The 20,417-nt window shown below is 68.8% G+C and carries 19 protein-coding genes; 6 read left to right on the top strand and 13 right to left on the bottom strand.

Going from position 1 to position 20,417, the window contains the following annotated elements:
- Window positions 1-29 precede the first annotated feature (29 nt).
- Window positions 30-1,043 (top strand): TRAP transporter substrate-binding protein, encoded by a 1,014-nt coding sequence (locus AC1DMS_RS00850; RefSeq protein WP_015865720.1) that lies wholly within the window; start codon window positions 30-32, stop codon window positions 1,041-1,043.
- On the top strand, window positions 1,040-2,908 hold the full coding sequence (locus tag AC1DMS_RS00855; protein WP_015865719.1) for a TRAP transporter large permease: 1,869 nt from the start codon (window positions 1,040-1,042) through the stop codon (window positions 2,906-2,908). Before AC1DMS_RS00850 ends, AC1DMS_RS00855 begins: the two co-directional genes overlap by 4 nt.
- Window positions 2,909-2,927: 19 nt before the next feature.
- Here the strand turns inward: AC1DMS_RS00855 and AC1DMS_RS00860 are convergent, their stop codons facing one another.
- From AC1DMS_RS00860 to AC1DMS_RS00870, 3 genes are all read right to left on the bottom strand, one after another.
- Entirely contained in the window at window positions 2,928-3,662 is a 735-nt protein-coding gene (locus AC1DMS_RS00860) for a nucleotidyl transferase AbiEii/AbiGii toxin family protein (protein WP_015865718.1), read from the bottom strand.
- Window positions 3,655-4,125, bottom strand: coding sequence for a helix-turn-helix domain-containing protein (locus AC1DMS_RS00865; RefSeq protein WP_015865717.1), 471 nt, complete (start codon window positions 4,123-4,125; stop codon window positions 3,655-3,657). The genes AC1DMS_RS00860 and AC1DMS_RS00865 overlap by 8 nt, the downstream gene beginning before the upstream one ends.
- Before the next feature lie 132 nt (window positions 4,126-4,257).
- Entirely contained in the window at window positions 4,258-5,031 is a 774-nt protein-coding gene (locus AC1DMS_RS00870) for a nuclear transport factor 2 family protein (protein WP_015865716.1), read from the bottom strand.
- An 87-nt stretch (window positions 5,032-5,118) separates the two neighbouring features.
- On the opposite strand from AC1DMS_RS00870, the gene AC1DMS_RS00875 reads away from it, so the two are divergent.
- Entirely contained in the window at window positions 5,119-6,120 is a 1,002-nt protein-coding gene (locus AC1DMS_RS00875) for an AraC family transcriptional regulator (RefSeq protein WP_015865715.1), read from the top strand.
- Window positions 6,121-6,137: 17 nt separating this feature from the next.
- On the opposite strand, the gene AC1DMS_RS00880 is transcribed toward AC1DMS_RS00875, so the two are convergent.
- The 3 genes from AC1DMS_RS00880 to AC1DMS_RS00890 all read right to left on the bottom strand — a co-directional run bounded on the left by AC1DMS_RS00880 (window position 6,138) and on the right by AC1DMS_RS00890 (window position 9,854).
- Window positions 6,138-7,907 (bottom strand): carboxylesterase family protein, encoded by a 1,770-nt coding sequence (locus AC1DMS_RS00880; protein WP_015865714.1) that lies wholly within the window; start codon window positions 7,905-7,907, stop codon window positions 6,138-6,140.
- 89 nt (window positions 7,908-7,996) lie between these two features.
- Window positions 7,997-8,941 carry a LysR substrate-binding domain-containing protein gene (locus AC1DMS_RS00885; protein ID WP_015865713.1) on the bottom strand — a complete coding sequence of 315 codons (945 nt, stop codon included), beginning with the start codon at window positions 8,939-8,941 and terminating at the stop codon, window positions 7,997-7,999.
- Window positions 8,942-9,020: 79 nt separating this feature from the next.
- Window positions 9,021-9,854: an SDR family NAD(P)-dependent oxidoreductase gene (locus AC1DMS_RS00890; RefSeq protein ID WP_478180609.1), complete on the bottom strand. Its 834-nt coding sequence runs from the start codon at window positions 9,852-9,854 to the stop codon at window positions 9,021-9,023.
- A gap of 84 nt (window positions 9,855-9,938) precedes the next feature.
- Between AC1DMS_RS00890 and AC1DMS_RS00895 the strand changes: the two genes are divergently transcribed.
- Both AC1DMS_RS00895 and AC1DMS_RS00900 read left to right on the top strand, forming a co-directional pair.
- Entirely contained in the window at window positions 9,939-10,604 is a 666-nt protein-coding gene (locus AC1DMS_RS00895) for a TetR/AcrR family transcriptional regulator (protein WP_015865712.1), read from the top strand.
- A gap of 218 nt (window positions 10,605-10,822) precedes the next feature.
- A complete protein-coding gene (locus AC1DMS_RS00900) occupies window positions 10,823-12,616 on the top strand; it encodes an alkaline phosphatase D family protein (protein ID WP_478180610.1) in 1,794 nt (597 codons plus the stop codon).
- 28 nt (window positions 12,617-12,644) lie between these two features.
- Here AC1DMS_RS00900 and AC1DMS_RS00905 read toward each other — a convergent pair whose 3' ends face one another.
- From AC1DMS_RS00905 to AC1DMS_RS00935, 7 genes are all read right to left on the bottom strand, one after another.
- Window positions 12,645-13,505 (bottom strand): NmrA family NAD(P)-binding protein, encoded by an 861-nt coding sequence (locus AC1DMS_RS00905; protein ID WP_478180611.1) that lies wholly within the window; start codon window positions 13,503-13,505, stop codon window positions 12,645-12,647.
- A gap of 63 nt (window positions 13,506-13,568) precedes the next feature.
- Window positions 13,569-14,378 (bottom strand): AadA family aminoglycoside 3''-O-nucleotidyltransferase, encoded by an 810-nt coding sequence (locus AC1DMS_RS00910; protein WP_478180612.1) that lies wholly within the window; start codon window positions 14,376-14,378, stop codon window positions 13,569-13,571.
- A gap of 51 nt (window positions 14,379-14,429) precedes the next feature.
- The gene (locus AC1DMS_RS00915) at window positions 14,430-15,416 is read right to left on the bottom strand and encodes a Bug family tripartite tricarboxylate transporter substrate binding protein (protein ID WP_478180613.1); all 987 of its coding nucleotides are present in this window, start codon (window positions 15,414-15,416) and stop codon (window positions 14,430-14,432) included.
- Between the two features lie 52 nt (window positions 15,417-15,468).
- Window positions 15,469-16,395, bottom strand: a complete 927-nt coding sequence (locus AC1DMS_RS00920; protein WP_015865707.1) for a tripartite tricarboxylate transporter substrate binding protein — start codon at window positions 16,393-16,395, stop codon at window positions 15,469-15,471.
- Window positions 16,396-16,433: 38 nt separating this feature from the next.
- A complete protein-coding gene (locus AC1DMS_RS00925; RefSeq protein ID WP_015865706.1) occupies window positions 16,434-17,240 on the bottom strand; it encodes a citryl-CoA lyase in 807 nt (268 codons plus the stop codon).
- A gap of 12 nt (window positions 17,241-17,252) precedes the next feature.
- Window positions 17,253-18,173 carry a dioxygenase family protein gene (locus AC1DMS_RS00930; RefSeq protein ID WP_478180614.1) on the bottom strand — a complete coding sequence of 307 codons (921 nt, stop codon included), beginning with the start codon at window positions 18,171-18,173 and terminating at the stop codon, window positions 17,253-17,255.
- 46 nt (window positions 18,174-18,219) lie between these two features.
- Window positions 18,220-19,383: a CoA transferase gene (locus tag AC1DMS_RS00935; RefSeq protein ID WP_015865704.1), complete on the bottom strand. Its 1,164-nt coding sequence runs from the start codon at window positions 19,381-19,383 to the stop codon at window positions 18,220-18,222.
- A gap of 121 nt (window positions 19,384-19,504) precedes the next feature.
- On the opposite strand from AC1DMS_RS00935, the gene AC1DMS_RS00940 reads away from it, so the two are divergent.
- Window positions 19,505-20,416 carry a LysR substrate-binding domain-containing protein gene (locus AC1DMS_RS00940; RefSeq protein WP_015865703.1) on the top strand — a complete coding sequence of 304 codons (912 nt, stop codon included), beginning with the start codon at window positions 19,505-19,507 and terminating at the stop codon, window positions 20,414-20,416.
- Window position 20,417 lies beyond the last annotated feature (1 nt).

Below are 20,417 nucleotides of genomic sequence, written 5' to 3' on the forward strand. Positions count from 1 at the left end.
CCATTCACAAAAGGACCAGGAGACAAAAAATGAGCATCACCCGCCGCACCGTGCTGCGCTCGACGGCACTGGCCGCCAGCCTCGCCGTTCCCATGCATCGGGCCTTCGCGCAGAAGGCCGAGTTCAACTACAAGTACGCGAACAACCTGCCGGTCACGCATCCGCTCAACATCCGCGCCAAGGAGATGGCCGACGCCATCCGCGCCGAGACCGGCGGCCGCGTCGACATCCAGATCTTCCCGAGCAACCAGCTGGGTTCCGACACCGACGTGCTGAGCCAGTTGCGCTCGGGCGGCGTGGAGTTCTTCACACTGTCGGGGTTGATCCTTTCCACGCTCGTGCCTTCGGCGTCGATCAGCGGCGTGGGCTTTGCCTTCAACGACTACGCGAGCGTGTGGAAGGCGATGGACGGCGAGCTGGGCGCGCACATCCGCCAGCAGATCGCCAAGGCCAACATCGTGCCGATGGAGAAGATCTGGGACAACGGCTTCCGGCAGATCACGTCATCGAGCCGGGCCATTGCCGCGCCGCAGGACATGAAGGGCTTCAAGATCCGCGTGCCGGTGTCGCCGCTGTGGACCTCGATGTTCAAGGCACTCGACGCCGCGCCCACGTCCATCAACTTTGCCGAGGTCTATTCGGCGCTGCAGACCAAGATCGTCGACGGGCAGGAGAACCCGCTCGCCATCATCGCGACGGCCAAGCTCTACGAGGTGCAGAAGTACTGTTCGCTGAGCAACCACATGTGGGACGGCTTCTGGTTCCTGGCCAACCGGCGTGCCTGGGACAAGCTGCCCGCCGATCTGCGCACCGTGGTGGCCCGCCACATCAACGCAGCCGGCATGAAGGAGCGCGCCGACGTGGCCGAGCTCAACGCCGGGCTGCAGAAGGAACTGGCCGCCAAGGGCATGGCCTTCAACCAGCCGGACGCAGCCGCCTTCCGCGACCAGTTGCGCAAGGCCGGCTTCTACAGCGAGTGGAAGGCCAAGTACGGCGACGAGGCCTGGGCGCTGCTCGAGCGCAGCGCGGGCAAGCTTGCATGAGCGGGCCGGCCCTCGGCCTGGCGGCCGGCGCGCGGGTGGATGCGCCCCGGCTGTCGGCCATCGAGCGCCGGCTCGGCATGCTGGTCGACATGGCGGCCGGCGGCCTGGTGCTGGCCGACGTGGCGGTGCTGCTGGCGGGCGTGCTCGCGCGCTTCGTGTTCCACAGCCCGCTGGTCTGGTCCGACGAGCTCGCGTCGATCCTGTTCATCTGGCTCGCGATGCTGGGCGCGGTGGTCGCGCTGCGGCGCGGCGAGCACATGCGCATGACGGCGCTGGTTTCGATGCAGCCGCCATCGCGGCGCCCGCTGTTCGAGGCCCTGGCGCTGTGTGCCTCGCTCGCGTTCCTGGCGATGGTGGCATGGCCGGCCTGGGAGTACGCGTCGGAGGAGCGCTTCATCACCACGCCCGCGCTCGACATCTCGAATGCGTGGCGGGCTGCGGCGCTGCCGGTGGGTGTGGGCCTGATGGGCCTGTTCGCGGTGCTCAGGCTGCTGCGCGATGTGGAGTGGCGCATCACGGCCAAGGCGGTGGCGATCGTGGCCACGCTGGTGGTGGCGTTCACGCTGGGCCGCTCGGTGTTCCAGGAGCTCGGTCGGCTGAACCTGCTGGTGTTCTTCGTCGGCGTGGTGCTGGCGGGCGTGCTCGCGGGCATTCCCATCGCCTTTTCGTTCGGCCTTGGCACCTTCGGCTACCTGGCGCTGGCCACCGACACGGCGCTGCCGGTGATCGTGGGTCGCATGGACGAGGGCATGTCGCACCTGATCCTGCTGGCGGTTCCGCTGTTCGTGTTCCTCGGCCTGCTGATCGAGATGACCGGCATGGCCAAGGCCATGGTCGCGTTTCTCGCGGGCCTGCTGGGGCATGTGAAAGGCGGGCTGTCGTACGTGCTGGTGGGCGCGATGTACCTCGTGTCGGGCATCTCGGGCTCCAAGGCGGCCGACATGGCGGCGGTGGCGCCGGCGCTTTTTCCCGAGATGAAGCAGCGCGGCGCGAGCGAGGGCGAGCTCGTCGCGCTGCTGGCCGCGACCGGCGCGCAGACCGAGACGGTGCCGCCCAGCCTGGTGCTGATCACCATCGGCTCGGTCACGGGCGTGTCGATTGCCGCGCTGTTCACGGGCGGCCTGCTGCCGGCCGTGGTGCTGGGCCTGATGCTGTGCGTGGTCGTGTACTTCCGCTGCCGCGGCGAGGACCTGCGCGAGGTCGTGCGCACGCCGTGGCGCGAGGTCGGCCGGCTGGCCGTCGTGGCGCTGCCGGCGCTGGCGCTGCCGTTCGTGATCCGCGCGGCGGTGGTCGAAGGCGTGGCCACCGCCACCGAGGTGTCGACCATCGGCATCATGTACGCCGTGGTCGCGGGGCTCGTCGTGTACCGGCAGTTCGACTGGAAGCGTCTCGGGCCGATGCTCGTTGCGACGGCGTCGCTGTCGGGCGCCATCCTGCTGATCATCGGCACCGCGACCGCCATGGCCTGGGGCCTCACGCAGTCGGGCTTCTCGCGCCTGCTGGCCGAAGCGATGACCGGCCTGCCCGGCGGCGCGCCGATGTTCCTGGCGGTGTCGCTGGTGATCTTCGTGGTGCTGGGCAGCGTGCTCGAGGGCATCCCGGCCATCGTGCTGTTCGGGCCGCTGCTGTTTCCGATAGCGCGCCAGTTGGGCATCCACGAGGTGCACTACGCGATGGTGGTGGTGCTGTCGATGGGCCTCGGCCTGTTCGCGCCGCCGCTGGGCGTGGGCTACTACGCGGCCTGCGCGATCGGCCGCGTGCATCCTGACGCGGGCATCCGGCCGATTGCAGGCTACATGGTGGCGCTGCTGGTGGGGACGATTGCGGTGGCGGCGATTCCTTGGCTGTCCATCGGGTTTCTTTGAGGGGGCGGGGGACCTGCTATCAGTGGTTGGCAGCTTTGCCCCTGGCGCTCGGAGTTCGGGGCAGCAAGGCCTTGATGCGCTGGCGAAGCAGCGCGGGTGTCACAGCAGGCGTCATTTGCAGCACCGCCATGCAGCGGTCCATTCGTCCGTGGCGTGTCAGCAGTGCATTCACGGCCTTTGCCAGATCGCTGTCGATGCTGCTGCCGTAGGCTTGTCTGGCCTTGGTCGCCGCGCGGCGCAGCAGTGCAGAACCAGGGTGCATCATGGCCAGGTCGATGATGTCGCGGCTGAAGACGCTGTCGTCGGCCCAGCGATCCGAATTTGCAAGCAGCTTGCTTGCGGCCATGTCCAGCACGGTGAGCGTCGCAATGTCGCCGATGCGGTCTTGCTCGCCCGGCGCATCAAGTTCGATGCGTGCTTCGAGCACGATCTCGAACTTGATATCGACGTCACCCACACGCACCATCGATCGGATGCCATATTGATCGGCGCGAAGTTCGCCGGTCTGCTGGATCTTCGCGCCCTTGCGGGCCAGCGCGCTCAGCCCCTGCTCACCGGTCAGCAGCTGGCGCAGCTGCCGGTAGCCATCGATATCGGAAACGAGGAAGTCGATGTCCACCGACTCGCGGTACTCGCCATAGCGAAGCGCGATGGCCGTGCCGCCGCCGAACAGGCAATGGTTCTCGGCGAGCACTTCGGCATCGAGCATTGCAAGTGCCTCGGCGACCCGCCGGTGGTGCGGGCGTTCAAACATGCAGCGGCTTCCTGCCCAATGCGCGTGCCAGCTCGTCGAGCAGTTGCCGCTCCCGCGCGTCGAGCGCCGATGCGTCGACATGGCGCCAGTTGCGTTCGTAGGTGGCCCACGCCTCTGTGGGGGTGAGTTCGGTATCAGGCGCCAATTGCCAGGCGAGCCGGCGCAGTTGGGGGTAGTCGGCGATTCGGATGCCGCCCGCAATCGGCGCGGGGGGCGCGGATTGCGTTGATGGGACCACGTCGACATCGAGGCCCAGCGCCGCGAGGGCATTCATGTAGGCCCCCATCGTGACCGACGGCTCGCCGCGTTCGATACGGTGCAGCGTCATGCGGGACACGCCCGCCGCCTCTGCCGCTGTGGTGGCGCTGACCTTCAGGGCCTTGCGGCGAGCGTGGATGCGCCGGCCGAACGCTGCGAGGCGGCGATCGGCCGCCGGGGCAAGGGGTGGCGCTGCAGAGGGCATATATGTATCTCATACTAGACAAAACTTGAGAATATGTCCAGAATGAGATACGTAAATTGAGATTACGGCGAACATTGCCGCACGGCGCGGCCTGCTCAGGTCCTTTTCGGGCTGGCAGAACTCCTCGCGCGTTCATTCGCCCTTGACGTAGCCGCGCGCTTCCACGATCTGGCCGCCGCGCACCAGCATCAGGTTCACGCCGCGCACCGACTGGCTCTCGTCCTCGCCCCAGTGCAGCCGCCAGCGGATCGTCGCCCGCTCTCCGGCGACCGTCACGTCCTCGATGTCGAACCAGGTATCCGGACGGGTCGCGATTCCCCGCCACAACGCCAGGCAGGCGTCGTGGCCGACATGGCGCGAGCCATTCGGCGCCGGCGTGGTGTTCTCGATGACGCAGTCCGCGGCGATCAGTTCGGGGAGGGCCGTCGGATCATGCCGCTGGAAGACCTCGTTGAACCGCCGGATGACCTCGGAGGTGCTCTGCTGCCCGGCCTGGCCGAGGTTCGACACCGCCGGTGTCTTGGCGTAGCCCAGGGCCTCCGCGATCCGGCCGTGGCGCACCTTGATCAGCGTGACGCCCCGGACCGAGTTCTCCTGGCCCTCGCCGAAGCGGTAGCGCCAGCGGTTGATCGCCCGGTCGCCGCAGATGACCACTTCCTCGGTCTCGAAGGCGCCGTTCGGATCCGCGATCATGGCCTGCCAGAAGGCGACATTGGGCTCCTGGCCCTCCACCCGCAGCCCGTCGGGCGCCGGCTGCATCGCTTCCATGATGCAATCCGGAGCGACGAGCTCCCGTATGGCGGCGGCGTCCTTGTGCCGGAATGCGGCCATGAAGCGCCGCACGGCATCGGCCGTCTCCCCGGCCGATGCGGAATCGGAAAATATGAAACTGCTTGCGTCGGTCATGATGGTGTGTCCATGGTTGTCGAGCCCCAAGGATGGGCCGCCTGCGGCCGCATGACCTGATCGAGCGTCCGGCTTACTTTGCAGCGCATGAACCAGACCGATCCCCTTTCCGAAGCGTTGGGCAACGTGCGCCTGAGCGGCGCGATCTTTCTTGACGCCGAGCTGAGCGCGCCCTGGGGCTTTGCGTCGCCGCCGGCCAGTGCGGGCGCGCACCTCATCGCGCCTTCGGCGGAACACATGGTGCTGTTTCACCTGCTTGTCGAAGGCAGGGCCTCCGTGCGGCTTCCGGGGCAGCCCCGGTTGGCGCTCGAGGCGGGCGACGTTGCCATCCTCCCGCTGGGAGACGCGCATGAGCTCTGGAACGGGCGCGGGGCCGAGCTCACCGACTCGTCCGCGCTGCTGCCGAAGATCCTGGAGGGAGCGGTGGTCTCGGAGCGCGGCGGCGGCGGCGGGCCCGTCACCAAGTTCATCTGCGGCTATATCGGCTGCGATCGCCAGGCCAGGCGCTTCTTCCTGGCGGGCTTGCCGCCGCTGTTCAAGGTGAACATCCGCCGCGGGTCGACGGGCGCGTGGATCGAAAGCACGCTCCGCCACCTCGCCTCCGATCGCGAGCCGGCCGGCGCCGGGCGCAACGCGCTGCTCGCCAAGCTGGCCGAGGCGCTCTTCATCGAGACGCTGCGCCGCTACATGTCCGAGCTGCCGCGGCAGCGGACCGGATGGCTCGCGGCCGCACGCGATTCGGCGGTGGGCCGGGCCCTGGGCGCGATCCATCGCGAGCCCGCGCACCCGTGGACGGTCGCGTCGCTGGCCGAACAGGCCGGGATGTCGCGCACCGTGTTTGCGGAACGGTTCACCCGTCTGCTGGGCGAGGCGCCGCTGGGCTATGTCGCGCGCTGCCGCATGCAGCTCGGCGCCCGCCTGCTCGAGAGCACCGATGACACGGTGCTCGAAGTCGCGCTGAACGCGGGCTACGAGTCCGAGGCCGCCTTCAACCGTGCGTTCAAGCGCGAGTTCGATGTTCCGCCTGCGCGCTATCGGATGCAGCGGCGCAGGGGAGACCGGATGGCGGCGGACAGCGGCGCGCAATGACCGCCCGCCCGGGTGACTCAATAGCCGAGCAGGGCGTCCCAGACACCCAGTTGTGCGACCTTGGGTACCGGGCCGATCGTTGCCACCGCGGCATTCTGTCCACCGAACGACGCCGCGGAGTCCGATGCGCCCGAAAAGCGCGGCCAGTCGAGCGCGGGCGCCAGCCGTGCATTCCCATCGCTTGCGAACGACAGCACCGCGGTCATCAATGCGTCCGACAGCTGCGCTTCGGCAGCGCCTGCTCCCACCTTGTCCCGGTAGTAGTCGAGCCCGAAGCTGCCGAACAGCATGGGCAATTCCGCGCAATGGGGCACGCCGCGCCCCGGCGCCTGTATCTGATGCGCATAGGTGGCGTATCGGACATTGCCTCCGTCGCCGGCAACCTTGGCGGCATAGCGCACGCTGAAGTTGCGCAGGACGCGGTCGCCATAGATCTCGATCCACACATCACCCGGCGCGGTCGACCGGCCTTCGCGTGCGGCTGCATCGGTGTAGGCGTCGATCACCGCATCGGCGTTCGCCTGCGAGCCACCTGCTTGTGGTGTCACCAGGGCCAGGAGCTCGGCGCGGCTGGCGGGCAAGGCCGGCGTCAGCCGTGCCTGGGTGATCGGGTCGTAGGCATCGAGGAAGAACGATCCTTCCGTCAGCGTATTGGTGATCACGAGGGGAAGATCGCCTGGCCACGCGGTGCGCGTCCAGTCGGAAAGGCAGACCTGGCCGTCGATGATCGGTGCTGCGCGCAAGCCCCGGCCGGAGGTGATGCCCGCCGGCAGCGGCTGCGCATTGAGCGCGAGTTCGGCCTGGTGCAGCGTCGAAGCCGGAATGTCGCGCAGGCCCGAGGGCGTTGTCTGCAGCCTGGCGGCCAGCGCTTCGGCATACCTCCCGGCGTCGGCCAGGGTGAAGCCGGTGGGCGCCGGCACGCCGGCCGGGCTCAACAGCATGGCCTTCTGGAAGCAGGCCCGCGCCACCGGGTTCTGCGCCAGGATCGCGCCGCTCGTGCCGCCGGCGGACTGCCCGATGAGGCAGACATTGGCGGGATCGCCACCGAACGCCTCGGCGTTGCGCCGCACCCACTGCAGCACCGCGATCTGGTCCTGCAGCTGCCAGTTGGCCTGCGTCCCGGTGTCGGGATCGACGAGGTCCGGGTGCGACAGCGTGCCCATCGCGCCGAGCCGGAAATTGGCGGTGACGACGACCACGCCCTTGCGCGCGAGCGCCTCGCCGTTCATCAGCGGCATGCTGGTGGCGCCGGTGCGCCATGCGCCGCCGTGCAGCCACACCACGACGGGCAGCTTGCGGCGCTGGCTCGGCGCCCACACGTTCAGCGTCAGGCAATCCTCGCTCTGAACCGCAGGAGAGGGATAGATCCAGGTCACGTACGCCGGCAAGGTCTGCAGGCTGGCGGCCCCGAAGGCCGTTGCGTCGAACACGCCGCTCGGGGCCCGGTACGGCTGCGGCGAGCGAAAGCGCAGGGCGCCGACGGGCGGCTGCGCATACGGGACGCCGAGGAAGAACGCGACGGCGTCATCGGCCGTGCGCTGGCCCTTCAATGTGCCGGAGCTCGTTTCGACCATGGGTGCCGGGGCCGGGGCCGGGGCCGGCGAGGGCGCGGGTGCAGGGGCGGGCGCGGGTGGCGCCGCCGCAGTGGGCAACGGGAGAAAGCCGTTGCCGCTGTTGCCGCCACCGCCGCAGCCACTCAGCGGCACGGCGGCCAATGCGCCGGCGGAAAGGATGAACCGCCGCCGGCTGGTAGCCGAATGCCCGCATGGATCGCTCGAGGTCGTCATGTGCTTCCTTGTTCGCCGGCCCGGATGGTGCCGAAGCGGTGGCGAGTCTAGGAAGGATGACCGCCGCATGACAGGGCCGGCGGCGCAACTCAGCTTTCCAAAAATGCGTTGCCTTGGCCCGGCTTGCCCAGCGCCGAGGCCGCTTCGCAGAGTTCGTCCAGGAAAAGGCGCCCCGCGATGGTGAGATCGCGCCGCGAGAGATAGAGCGCAAAAAGCGAGATCGGCGGCGGCGTCCAGCCGGGCGCGACCAGGCCGAGGCGCCCGGCCTTGAAGTCCGCGGCGCACATCGACGCGGGCAGCTGCGCCACACCGAGCCCCGCGAGCGCAGCTTCGCGGATCTGCAGCAGGCTGTCGCTCGTGAACTGCACGCGCACATCGATCTCCGCGTCGCCCTCGTGCGCGTGGCTCAGCAACCAGCGTGCAGGATGCGGCATGAAGGTCCAGCCGATCGCCGGGCAGCCCTGCAACTGCGCGGGAAGCATGGCACCCGGCAGCGCATCGCGGACCTTGGGCGATGCGACGAGCACGTAGGGAATGTCGGCCAGCTTGCGCATCACCAGGCTCGAGTCGCGAAGCGGCTTGACCGAAGGGCGTATCAACAGGTCGACGGGATCGCTGAATGCCGAGGGCCGGCCGTCGGTCGCGTCGAGCGTGATCGCCACGCGCGGATGCCTCAGGCTGAAGTCGATGGCCAGCGGGCCCACGAGCATGGCACTCAAGGCGATGGGACACGAGATGCGAAGCGTCCCCGATGCCTCGCCCAGGCTGTCGCGTGCGGCGGACAGCGCGCGCTGCGCTTCGGCCCGGATGTTCGCGCCATGCGCATACATCCGCTGCCCGATGTCGGTCACCTTGAACCTGCGCGAATTGCGCACGATCAGGCTGACGTTCAGGCGTTTCTCCAGCCCCGAGATGCGGCGGCTGAGCCGCGACACGGGAATGCCGAAGCGCTGGCTCGCGGCGCTGAACCCGCCTGCCTCGACCACGGCGACCAGGGCCATCAGGTCGTCCGCGACATCTCCGGTTTCGTCCATCTTCGGCTCCCAAGGCAAAAGACGGCATTGTGGGTTGGCCTGGCGCCTGGCGGCGGCCCGGGTGGCACGCGCTACGCGCTCAACTGTTCATGACGCGCGCAAAGAGGGCCTGGTGCAGCCATCGCGGCGTTGCCCACACCATCGCCACGGCAGCCTTGTTGTTGAAGCCTGGAACGACACTGACGCGGCCGGCGTGCAGCGCCCGGATTCCCGCCCGCACCACCGGTGGCGGCGTCATCATCAGCAGCTTGAGCCCCCATGTGATCTTCTGCTTTGCGGCCTGCGCAAAGCCGGTGTCGGACATGCCGGGGCACAGCGAGGTCACCGTCACGCCATCGCGCTTGAACTCACGGTGCAAGGCATCGCCAAGGCGCAGCACATAGGCCTTGGCTGCGCCATAGACGGCCATGTTTTCCACGCCGAAGTAAGCCAGCATGCTGGCCACCAGCAGTATCTTGCCGTGGCCGCGTGCGCGCATGTCCTCGCCGAAGAGCCGCGTCATGACCGTCAGGCTTGCGATGTCCAGTTGCAGCATGTCCAGCGCGCTTTGCATCGGCGTGTCGAGGAAAGTACCCTGCAGGCCATGGCCTGCGTTGTTGATCAGGATCTCGACCTCGATGGCGCGCTCGCGAAGGCTGGCGTGCAGCGCTTGGACGGCGGCCGTGTCCGACAGGTCGGCCTGCTCCACGATGACCCTGGTGCCCCACTCCTGTTGCAGCGCCGCAGCCAGGGCTTGCAGCCGATCGAGCCGGCGCGCCACCAGAATCAGCGGGTGGCCCTTGGCGGCGTATTGCCTTGCGAATTCTTCGCCAAAACCACTGGATGCACCAGTGATGAGAACCCAGGAGTCGATGTTGGTAGCCATGATGTTCGCCTTTGTTGAAGCCGCTGTGATGCTGGAGGTGGCCGGCATCCTTGCTTTCAGGTAAGATTGGAGACCGACGGTCTGTAATTTAACAGACCATCGGTCTTTTAGCAAATGGAGTGTGATCGCCGCATGAATTCGCCCATCCCCTACGTACGCGCCCGCTCTGCCGAGCAGAAGGAAGAGCGGCGCCGCCATCTGCTGGCCACGGCCCGGGAAATGCTGCACCGGAGCCCGGAGGCCCTCGACCTGGGCATCAACGAACTCGCGCGCGAGGCGCAGATGACCAAGTCGAACGTCTACCGGTACTTCGAAAGCAGCGAGGCGGTGTTGATGGACCTGCTCGTCGAAGAATTCGCAGGCTGGCATGCCGAGCTGGGCGCGGCACTGGCGCGCGGCGGCAAGGCCGGCGCGAGCGTCGAGCACATTGCCCGCGTCTTCGCCTCGACCATTTCTGCGCGGCCCTTGCTTTGCCGGCTGATCAGCATCCTGCCGTCCATCCTCGAGCGCAAGGTGTCGTTCGAACGCATGGTCGACTTCAAGGGCAGCCTGCTGGCGGTCCGCCAACAGACGGCGCGGGACTTCCATGCCCGCGTGCCCGCCATGCCGGTGCCGGCCTTCGAACAGGTGGTGAAGCATTCGCTGCCGCTCATCATCGGGCTGTGGCCGCTCAGCAACCCGGCGGGGATGGCCGCGCAGGTGATCGAGCTCCCCGAGTTGAAGAGCCTGCGGTACGACTTCGAGAAAGACCTCGAACATGCCCTGCTCACATTGATGCGGGGAATGGCCCAGGCGTAGAAGGCGTTCGCAGCGGGAATGCGCCATGCGCGGTTGGAGCGCTGTGCATCGTGGCCGCCGACACGTTGAACTGACGGCACGCCGTGCGCTCCCGGCTGACGCGCGCATCGGCGGCAGCCTACGTTGAAAACCAAGGTCCTCACATTCAAATGGCGCCGACGTCGAACGGGGACCGAGGCGTGCCGTGCGTCTTGCCGTCGGCGGATCAGGAGACTGCCATGCGCATCCACGACGAGAAGAAGAACAACGGCGAGGCAAGCCATGCCGTTCACGATGCAGACACCGACCCCTCGCAAGCCCTGAGCGGCACCACCCGGCGCTCGCTGCTGCGCAGCGCCGTGCTGTTCGCGATGTTCTCGGGCAGCGGCATCGGCCTGACCGCCTGCGGCGGGGGCGGCGGAGGAGGAGGAGGAGGAGGGGGCATCGGCATCGGCGGCGGAGTGGGGGGCGGGCGTCCGCCCGACGACTCCAACTCGGTGTTCAAGCACGGGATCGCGAGCGGCGATCCCCTGTCCGACCGCGTGATCCTCTGGACCCGCGTGACGGCCGCCGCGCCGGGCACCCTCAACGTCGAGTGGGAAGTGGCCAGCGACGAGCGCTTCGGCATCATCGTGGCGCGCGGCACCGCGAGCACCGGTCCCGAGCACGACTACACGGTCAAGGTGGACGCCATGGGGCTCCAGCCGGCCAGCACCTATTTCTATCGCTTCCTGATGGGCAACGACCACTCGCCCATCGGCCGCACCCGCACGCTGCCGGTGGGCGGCGTATCGCAGGCCAGGCTGGCGGTGGTGTCGTGCTCCAATTTCCCGAGCGGCTACTTCAACGTCTATGCCGACATTGCCAAGCGCACCGACATCGACGTGGTGCTGCACCTGGGCGACTACATCTACGAGTACGGGGTGGTGGGCTATGCGTCGCAGCTGGCCATTGCGATCGACCGCACATCGAACCCCGACCACGAGATCCTGACGCTCGCCGACTACCGCCTGCGCCATGCGCAGTACCGCACCGACGGCGACCTGCGCGCCCTGCATGCGCGGCTGCCCATGATCGCGGTGTGGGACGACCATGACCTGGCCAACGGCGCATGGTCCGGCGGCGCCGGGAACCACGACGAAGCAACCGAGGGCAGCTTTGCGGCCCGGCGCGCGGCCGCCGTGCAGGCCTACCACGAGTGGCTGCCGACGCGGCTGCCCGACCCGGCGAACCCGCTGCGGATCTACCGCTCCTTCGACTTCGGCACGCTGGCTTCGGTGCACATGCTCGACACCCGGCTGATCGGCCGCGACAAGCAGGTCACGCTCTCGCAGTACCTGGCCGGCGAGGCTTCGGCGGCCACGCGGCAGCTGATGGGCCAGCCGCAGGTGGACTGGCTGTCCCAGCGCATGGCCGCATCGCCCTGCACCTGGCAGGTGCTCGGCCAGCAGGTGCTCATGATGCGCATGGCCATCCCCGTGAGCATCGCGACCGACTTCAGCCTCGAGACGCTGAGCGCCTACCTGGCGGCGCAGGCGCTTCCGGATTCCGCCCGCAGCGACAGCCAGCGCGCGCTGATCACGCAGCAGAAGGTGCCCTACAACCTGGACGCGTGGGACGGCTACCCGGCCGCGCGCGACGTGGTGCTCGCCATGGCGCGCAACCAGGGCAAGAACCTGATCTCGCTGGCCGGCGACACGCACAACGCCTGGGCCGGGAACCTCACCGACGCCTCCGGGCAGCGGGTCGGCGTGGAATTCGGAACCTCGTCGGTGTCGTCGCCCGGCTTCGAGCGGGCGCTGCCGCTGATTGCCAACGACCTGCTGGCCGATGGCTTCCGGCGCATGGTCGACGACCTGCGCTACGCCGAGACCAGCAAGCGCGGCTATGCGGTGCTGACCCTCACGCCGGCCGAAGCGCGCTGCGACTACATCGAGATCAGCACGGTGCTGAGCCGCGACTATTCGGTGAGGACCGCAGCCACGCTGCGCGTGCTGCCCGGTGTCGGCAACCTGCAGGTGCTCGCTGCCTGAACATGGGTGGGTGGGTGGCGCGGTGCCGTCAGGATCGCGCCACCAGGCCGCGGATGTAGGCCTCGAGCGTCGTCGAGCCGCGCAGCGCGTCGCCTGGCATCTCGAAGCCGCTGTCGACGCTCACCGCGGTCATTCGCGCATACGAGTCCGCGGCAGCTTCGGAAAAGCCGAGGCCGCGGAACGCTGCCTTCCACTTGCCGCGGGGCGTGACGTCGAGTTCCACCGGCCGGCCGAGCGCCTCCGAGAACGCCCTTGCCACGTCGGCCGAGGTATAGCGCCGCGGGCCCTCCAAGTAGCGGATGCCGACGTCGTCGAGCGGGGACACCAGCCTGCGGGCCGCGATCTCGCCGAGGTCGTGCGGCGCGGCCATGGGAATGGCAAGCTCGGGGTCGAACATCGTGGGCAGCCTGCCCGTGCTGCGCACCGTATCGAGCAGTCCGTCCCAGTTGCTCATGTAGTAGGCCGCGCGGTTGATCGCCGCCGGAATGGATTGGCGGCGCAGGCCCTCTTCGAGTTCCCACAGCACGCTCAGGTCGCCGATGCGCTCGCCGGGCTGCGCGCCGCCGGTCGATTCCGCCACCACCTTCTGCAGCCCCGAGCCTTCGAGCGCCTGCAGGATGTTGGCGACCGTGCGCCGCTCGATGGTGTCGGTGTCCGCCGACGTGTCCGCGGACGGATTGAGCAGGAAGGCGCGGCGCCCGCGCTGCAACGCCGCGCGCAGCGACGCCACGTCTTCAGCATTCGCCTCGGCAATCTCGGCGCCCTTTGCGCGCCACGCGCCTGCGCGCTTCGCGTCGCGCGTGACGATCGTCACTGCTTCGCCGCGGCCGAGCAGCGCCTGCGCGACCGCCGAACCGACATGCCCCGTACTACCCATGATGACGTACATCCGTGTCTCTCCTTTTCGTCGTGCCTGGAGGAAAGCCTGGCGGGGTGCGACTGGCGCAATGGCTCACCGCGCGGGCGCGGGGCCTGCGCAGACGACACCCTCGATCAGCGCCTTGGTGTAGCGCACGAATGCCGCGAGCTGGGTAGGACGATCGGCCAAGTTGTCCGGCGCACGGCCCAGGTAAGCCGCAAGCGCGCTTGCCAGCACGGGCCGATGCTCGCTCGGCAGGCGCTCCAGCGCCCATGCGGCGGCGGTGTCCTTGGGCGCAATCTGGCCGGTGCAGGCACTGAACCAGATGCGCGCGAGTGCGAGCACCACATTGCGCTCGTCACCCTGCCAGTCCGGCGCGTCGTTCCACTGCGCCACGGTGTCCAGCAGGGAGCGCGAGAAATCGGCGCGCGGCACGGGGTCGAACAGTTCGTCCGCAGGAGGGCCGAGCAGGCAGACGCTGTGCTGCCGGAGCTTCGTGAGCAGGATCGCCAGGTCATGGTCCGGCATGGCCGGCTCCACGATGCCGGCCTGCAGCTCTTCGCGCAGCCATTCGCCGAACTGCAGCTCGCGCAGCGGCGGATAGCGCCAGGGCACGACCTCGTCCCGCACCACGAGCGTCACTTCGAGCGGGCGCCATGGGCCATCGGTGCCGGGGCTGCCCGACACCGACAGCAGGTCCGTCATCAGCGGATGCCGCACTTGTGCGGCCAGCGGCGCTTCTACGGTCACCATCAGGTCGATGTCGCTGTGCGGCTTGAGCCCTCCATCGACGGCGGAGCCGAACAGGTGGATGGCCTGGAGCGTGCCGGCCAGGTGGCGCTCGAGAACGGCGCGCGCCTGTGCCAGCTGCGGGATGATTTCGGGTGGCAGTGAAGCGGTCATCACGGCCGATGTTAAGGGCCGCGAGGAGTGGAAGCCGACGGGCGCGGCAGGTCAATCCACGCGGATGTTGCGCGCCTTCACGACGCGGCTGTAGATCTCCGCGTCGCGGCGCACCATCGCGCTCATCTCGGTGCGCGTGACGCCCAGCGGCTCGCTGTTGAGGTCCTTGATGCGCCTGGCAAGGTCCGGGTCCTTGCTCGCTTCGACGAACACCGCGTTGAACCGGTTGAGCACCGCGGCCGGCGTGTTCGCGGGCGCCCAGATGCCGTGCCACGACATCATCGAGAAGCCCGGCATCACCTCCGAGAGCGTGGGCACGTCGGGCAGCGCGGGGTGCCGCGTGGGGCCCGAGTAGGCCAGCGCCTGCACGCGGCCGCTGCTGATCAGCGGGTAGCCCGTGGCGATAGGTTCCATCAAGGTGTCGACCTGTCCGCCGACGAGATCGGCGATGGGGCTCGCGCGGTAGGGCACATGCAGCATGGTGATGCCCACCTCGTCCTTCAACGATTCGACGATCAGCTGCGAAGGGCTTCCCGCGCCGTACGAGGCGTGCGAATAGGTGCCGGGCTTTTCCTTGGCTGCGGCCACGAGCTCCTTGAGGGTCTTGGCCGGGAACTTGGTGTTGGCGATCAGCACGAGGCCCTGGCGCATCGTGGTGGCGACGGGAACCAGGTCCTTCTCGGGGTCGAACGGCAGCTTGCTGTAGATGTACGGGTTGATCGTGAACGCGGTCGACAGGTTGTAGAGGAAGGTGTAGCCGTCCGCCGGCGCCTTGGCGACGGTGTCCGACGCAAGGTTGCCGGCCGTGCCGGGCTTGTTGTCGATGAGCACCGGCACGCCGAGCTTGCGGCTCGCATAGTCGCCGTACATGCGCGCGAAGATGTCGGGCGGCGTGCCGGGCGCGAAGCCCACCACGATCCGGATCGGCTTGGTGGGCCACTCCGCGGCCTGGGCGCTTGCATGGCCCGTGGCCAGCATGCCGGCAAGGCCCAGCACCAGGCCGAGCATCTTCTTGACGAGGTTTTTTGTCGAACGCATGGCTTGTCTCCTTGGGCTATGGGTGCCCGTTTGTTGGGTTGTTCTGTCTTCTTCAATCCACCTGCGCGCCGGAGCGGCGCACGGCCTCGCCCCACTTCGCGATCTCGGCCGCGGCGAAGGCGGCCATGTCCGATGCGTTCATCGCCATCGGCTCGATGCCCTGGGCCGCGAGCTTGTCGCGCACCGCGGGCTGCGCGAGCACCGCCTGCGTGGCCTCGCGCAGGCGGTCGCGCTGCGCGGCGGGCATGTCGGCCGGCGCATACAACATGAACCATGCGACCAGGTCGAAATCCGGAATGCCCTGCTCGGCCAGCGTGGGCACGTCGGGCGCGGCCATGCTTCGCCGGGCGCTCGATGCACCCAGCGCGCGCAGCCTGCCGGCGCGGATCTGCGGCAGCACGGCGGCCGGGTGATAGAACATGAACTGCACATTGCCCGCCATCACCTCGGTGAGCGCCTGGGCGCCGTCGCGGTAGGGCACGTGCACGAAGTCCTTGCCGAGCCGCAGGTTGAGCAACTCGCCCGCCAGGTGCCCCGAGGTGCCGTTGCCGGCCGAGGCAAAGCTCACCGACTTGCCGCTGGCCTGGCGCAGGTCCGACACCGTCTTCCACGGCGCGGCCGCGGCCACCACCAGCAGCGTGGGCGTGGCGCCGACGAAGCCCAGCGGCACGAAGTCGCGCTGCGGCTGGTAGGACAGGCGCTTGTAGAGCGTCGCGTTGATGGCATGCGTGCCCACGGTGCCCAGCAGCACGGTGTGCGCATCCGCCCCCGAGCGGGCCACCAGTTCGCTGCCGATGGCGCCGCCCGCACCGGGCCGGTTGTCGACGATCACCGCCTGCGACAGCTGGCGCCCGAGGGCTTCGGCCAGCACCCGTCCCACGATGTCGGTCGTGGTGCCGGCCGCGAAGGGCACGACCAGCTTGAGGGGGCGCGCGTCGCCTGCCTGCGCCCATGCGCCGCTGCTGCCCTGCGCCAGCATTGCTGCTGCGGCAACGGCCAGGATGGCGCGGCGCTTCGTCACCGCGCCTCCCCGAAGCCCGCGGGCACGGTGCCTTCGTACTGCAGCTCGCGCGTGGCCTGGTAGGACAGCGCAAAGCCGCTCGGCATCTCGGCCTCTTCCGCGAGGTGTGCGATCAGCCCCGCGGTGCGCGCGAGGATCGGCACGCCGCGCAGCGACGCCACCGGAAAGCCCACGCCCAGCAGCACCGCCGGAATCGCCGCCGAGACGTTCATGCGCAGGTCCTTGCCGACGATGGCCGGGATCGCCTCTTCCAGCGCCTGCGCGATGCGCACATAGCGCAGGTCGGCGCCGGCCTGCGTCGCCACGTCGATCAGCCGGTCGACGCGCGGATCGCGTTCCTTGTGCAGCGGATGGCCGTAACCGGGGATCGCGGCGCGCGCGGCCTTGAGTTCGGCGATGGCCGCGGCGGCGGCCTGCGGCAGCGTGGCGCCCGCATCCACGCGCGCCGCCACCTCGATGAACAGCCGGCCCGCGGTTTCGGACGCGCCGAGGATGACGGAGCCGCAGCCGAGGATGCCGGCCGCCACCGCGCCCTGCAGCGCATCGGGCGCGGCCGCGAAGGTCATGCGGCTGGCCTGCACGCTCGGCACAAGGCCGTGCTCGGCAATTGCCACCAGCGTGGCGTCGAGCACCGTGCTGCACGCGGCATCGGGGCGGCGCCCGGTGAGCAGCAGGAAGAAATAATCTGTGAACGACAGGTGCCCGATCAGCTCCCGGCACAGGTCCTGGCCGCGCACGACGATGGTGTGTTCGTCCGAGGTGCAGATGGCGGTGCGCGGGACGGTGGACTTTCCGATTTTCATGGGCGTGGTCTTTCAGGCGTGTCGGGGTTCGAGGCGGAAGTCGTAGTGCGCGGACCAGTAGGGCGTTTCCAGCGGCCTGCCATCGGGCGCGCGGCCCGGCGGATGCGACTCGAAGTCGATGACGAGCCGCGGCCGCACGCCGAACACCGCATCGGACTCGATGTACGGGCTGCCCGCCACGAACAGGTGCGTGGTCACGGGCACATGGCCCGGCGCCGAGACCATCATGTGGATGTGGCCGGGGCGGTTCGGATGGCGGCCCATCGCTTCGAGCATGCGGCCGACGGGCCCGTCGACCGGGATCGGATAGAAGTTCGGGCGGATCGACCAGAACCAGTATCGGCCTTCGTGGTCGGTGCGGATGCGCCCGCGCGCCTGCATCGCGGCGCCTTCGAGCTGCATGTCGTACACGCCTTCGCCGTCGCCCGACCAGATGTCGAGCAGCGCACCCTGGAGCGGCTGGCCGCGGGTGTCGGTGACGCGGCCGCTGTAGAAGGTCGGCTCGCCGCGGGCGCCCTGGGCCACGTCGGCGCCCAGTGGCAGGTCGGGCGCGCCCTCCCAGTAGAAGGGGCCTTGCACGGTGGCGTGCGTGGCCTCGGTGAGCTCGGTGGCTTGCATGGCTTCGCTGGCCTCGGCCCGGCCGCGCTTGCCGGCGGCGGCGCGCAGCTGGTCCAGGATCACGACCATCATCGAGGCGCCCAGCGTGTCCGACAGCAGGATGAACTCCTGGCGCTTGTCGGTGCAGGTCTGGCCCGTGGCCGTCAGGAACTCGATGCCCTGCATCCATTCGTCGGGCTTCAGGTCCACTTCGCGGATGAAGGCATGCAGGTGCGTGATCAGCGACTGCATGATCTGCAGGAAGCGCGCGTCGCGCGTTCCCTCGAGGCTCTGCAGCACGGTCTGCGTCAGCTCGCTTTCGTTCGATGGGGTCATGGTTGTCTTGTCTCCTGGCTCGTTATGTCTGGAAGGCCGCGCGGGGTCAGCGCGCGGCGTTGGGCGGCTGCCCCAGGCGCTGGCGGATCGGATCGACGATGGCCGCGTTGTCGGCGCCGAGCATGGGCGGCGCCGTCACCTCGAGCGGGCGCTCGCCGTCGAAGCTCACGGGCGAGCGGATGGTGCGCCACTCGCCGCCCTCGGGGTGCGGCGCACTCACCTGCAGCTGCAGGTGCCGCGCCTGCGGGTCTTCCATGGCTTCGCGCGTGTCGTACATGGGCGCGTGCGGCACGTCCTCGGCCTCGAGCCGCGCGCACCACGCCGCGCGGGTCTGCTGGCGGAACAGCCCGCCGAGCAGCGCGATCAGGTCTTCCTGGTGCGCGATGCGCGCCTCGCGCGTGGCGAAGCGCGGGTCCGCGAACAGGCGAGGGCGCTCGATGGCATTGGCCAGGCCCTGCCAGAACTTCTCGGGCGAGGACATGTGCAGCGCGATCCACAGGCCGTCCGCGCACTCCAGCACGTAGGACTGCGAGACGCTCGGCCGGCTGAACGGGCCCATGACCTCGCTCTCGGAAAAGTAGTGCGTGAAGGCGTCGAGGTTGAAGTGGCACATCGCCTCCAGCATCGACACCTCGACCGCGCGCCCGCGGCCGGTGCGGCCCCGTTCGACCAGTGCGCCGAGCACGCCGTAGGCGGCGTAGAAGCCGGTCATGGCATCGGCCAGCGCGGGGCCGACCACGCGCGGGTTGGCCGGGTTCACCAGCAGCTTGAGGAAGGCGCTCGCGGCCTGCGCCACCGTGTCGTAGGCGGGGCGCCCGGCTGCGGGGCCGGTCTGCCCGAAGCCGCTGATCGCGCAATACACGAGCCGCGGATTGAGCGCCCGCAGCCGCGACTCGCCGGCGCCCAGCCGCTCGGCCGCACCGGGGCGGAAATTCTGGATGTAGACGTCGGCGTCCTTCACCAGCTCGTCGAACACGGCCGCATCCTCGGGCAGCTTCGGGTTGAGCGTGACGCTGCGCTTGTTGCGGTTGTAGGTCTGGAAGTGCGGGCTGTAGAGGCCGCCGCGGAAGGCGCGGAACGGATCGCCCGCGCCGGGCTGCTCGATCTTGACCACCTCGGCACCCAGGTCCGCGAGGAACATGCCGGCGGCCGGTCCGGTGATGAACGTGCCTTGCTCCAGCACCTTGATGCCGCTGAGGACTTTTTGCACCGGGGAGTCTCCTGTCGTTGTGGTGGGCCGGAGAAACTTTAGGTTGCATCCAAGAATTCCGAAAATGATTGTTTTCCATCGTTAGCATCGATGCCATCGATCATTGCTCCCGGGGAACGCCATGGAACTCAGGCACCTGCGCTACTTCATCGCCCTGTCGGGCTCGCTGAACTTCACGCGCGCGGCCGAGCGCCTGCATGTGACGCAGTCGACGCTGTCGCACCAGATCAAGCAGCTCGAAGAGGAGATCGGCGTTGCGCTGTTCGACCGCATCGGCAAGCGCGTGAGCCTGACCGATGCCGGCGACGAGTTCCTGCACTACTGCACCAAGGCCCTGCACGAGATCGACCTGGGGCTGGGTGCGCTGCGCCAGGACAGCTCCGAGGTGGCGGGCGAGCTGCGCGTGGGCTCCACGCACACCTTCAACCTCGGCTTCATCCCCGACTGCATCGCGAGCTTCCAGGCGCGGCATCCGCGCGTGAAGGTGGTGGTCGAGGAACTGTCGGCCGACCAGATCGCCGCGCGCCTGCAGCAGGGCACGCTGGACCTGGGCATCGCCTACCGGCCGAGCGCGCCCGGGCCGCTGCAGTTCGAGCCGCTCTACAACGAGGAGATGGTGCTGGTGGTGGCCAGGAAGCACCCGCTCGCGCGGCGCAAGCGCGTGCGCATGGTGGAGCTGCACCGCCTGCCGATGGTGCTGCTGCCGGCCAGCTTTGCCACGCGCCAGATGCTCGACGAATGCTTTCGCTCCTGCGGTGCGCAGCCGCACGTGGTGGCCGAGATCAACACGCTGGCGCCGATGATGGACCTGGTCGCCAAGACGCAGCTCGCGTCCATCGTGGCCGCGAACGTGGTCAACCCGCTCTCGGGGCTGGTCGTCATCCGGCTCGAAAGCCCCACGCCCGTGCGCACGCCCGGCATGCTGTGGTCGCCGGTGGCGCGCGACGCAGCGGCCACGCGCGCGTTCTCGACCATCGTGCGCAAGCTGGCGCTGCGCAGCAGCCTGCAGGGGGCTGGCCCGCGCGTGCGGTAGC

The organism is Variovorax sp. 05T418, assembly GCF_056396385.1.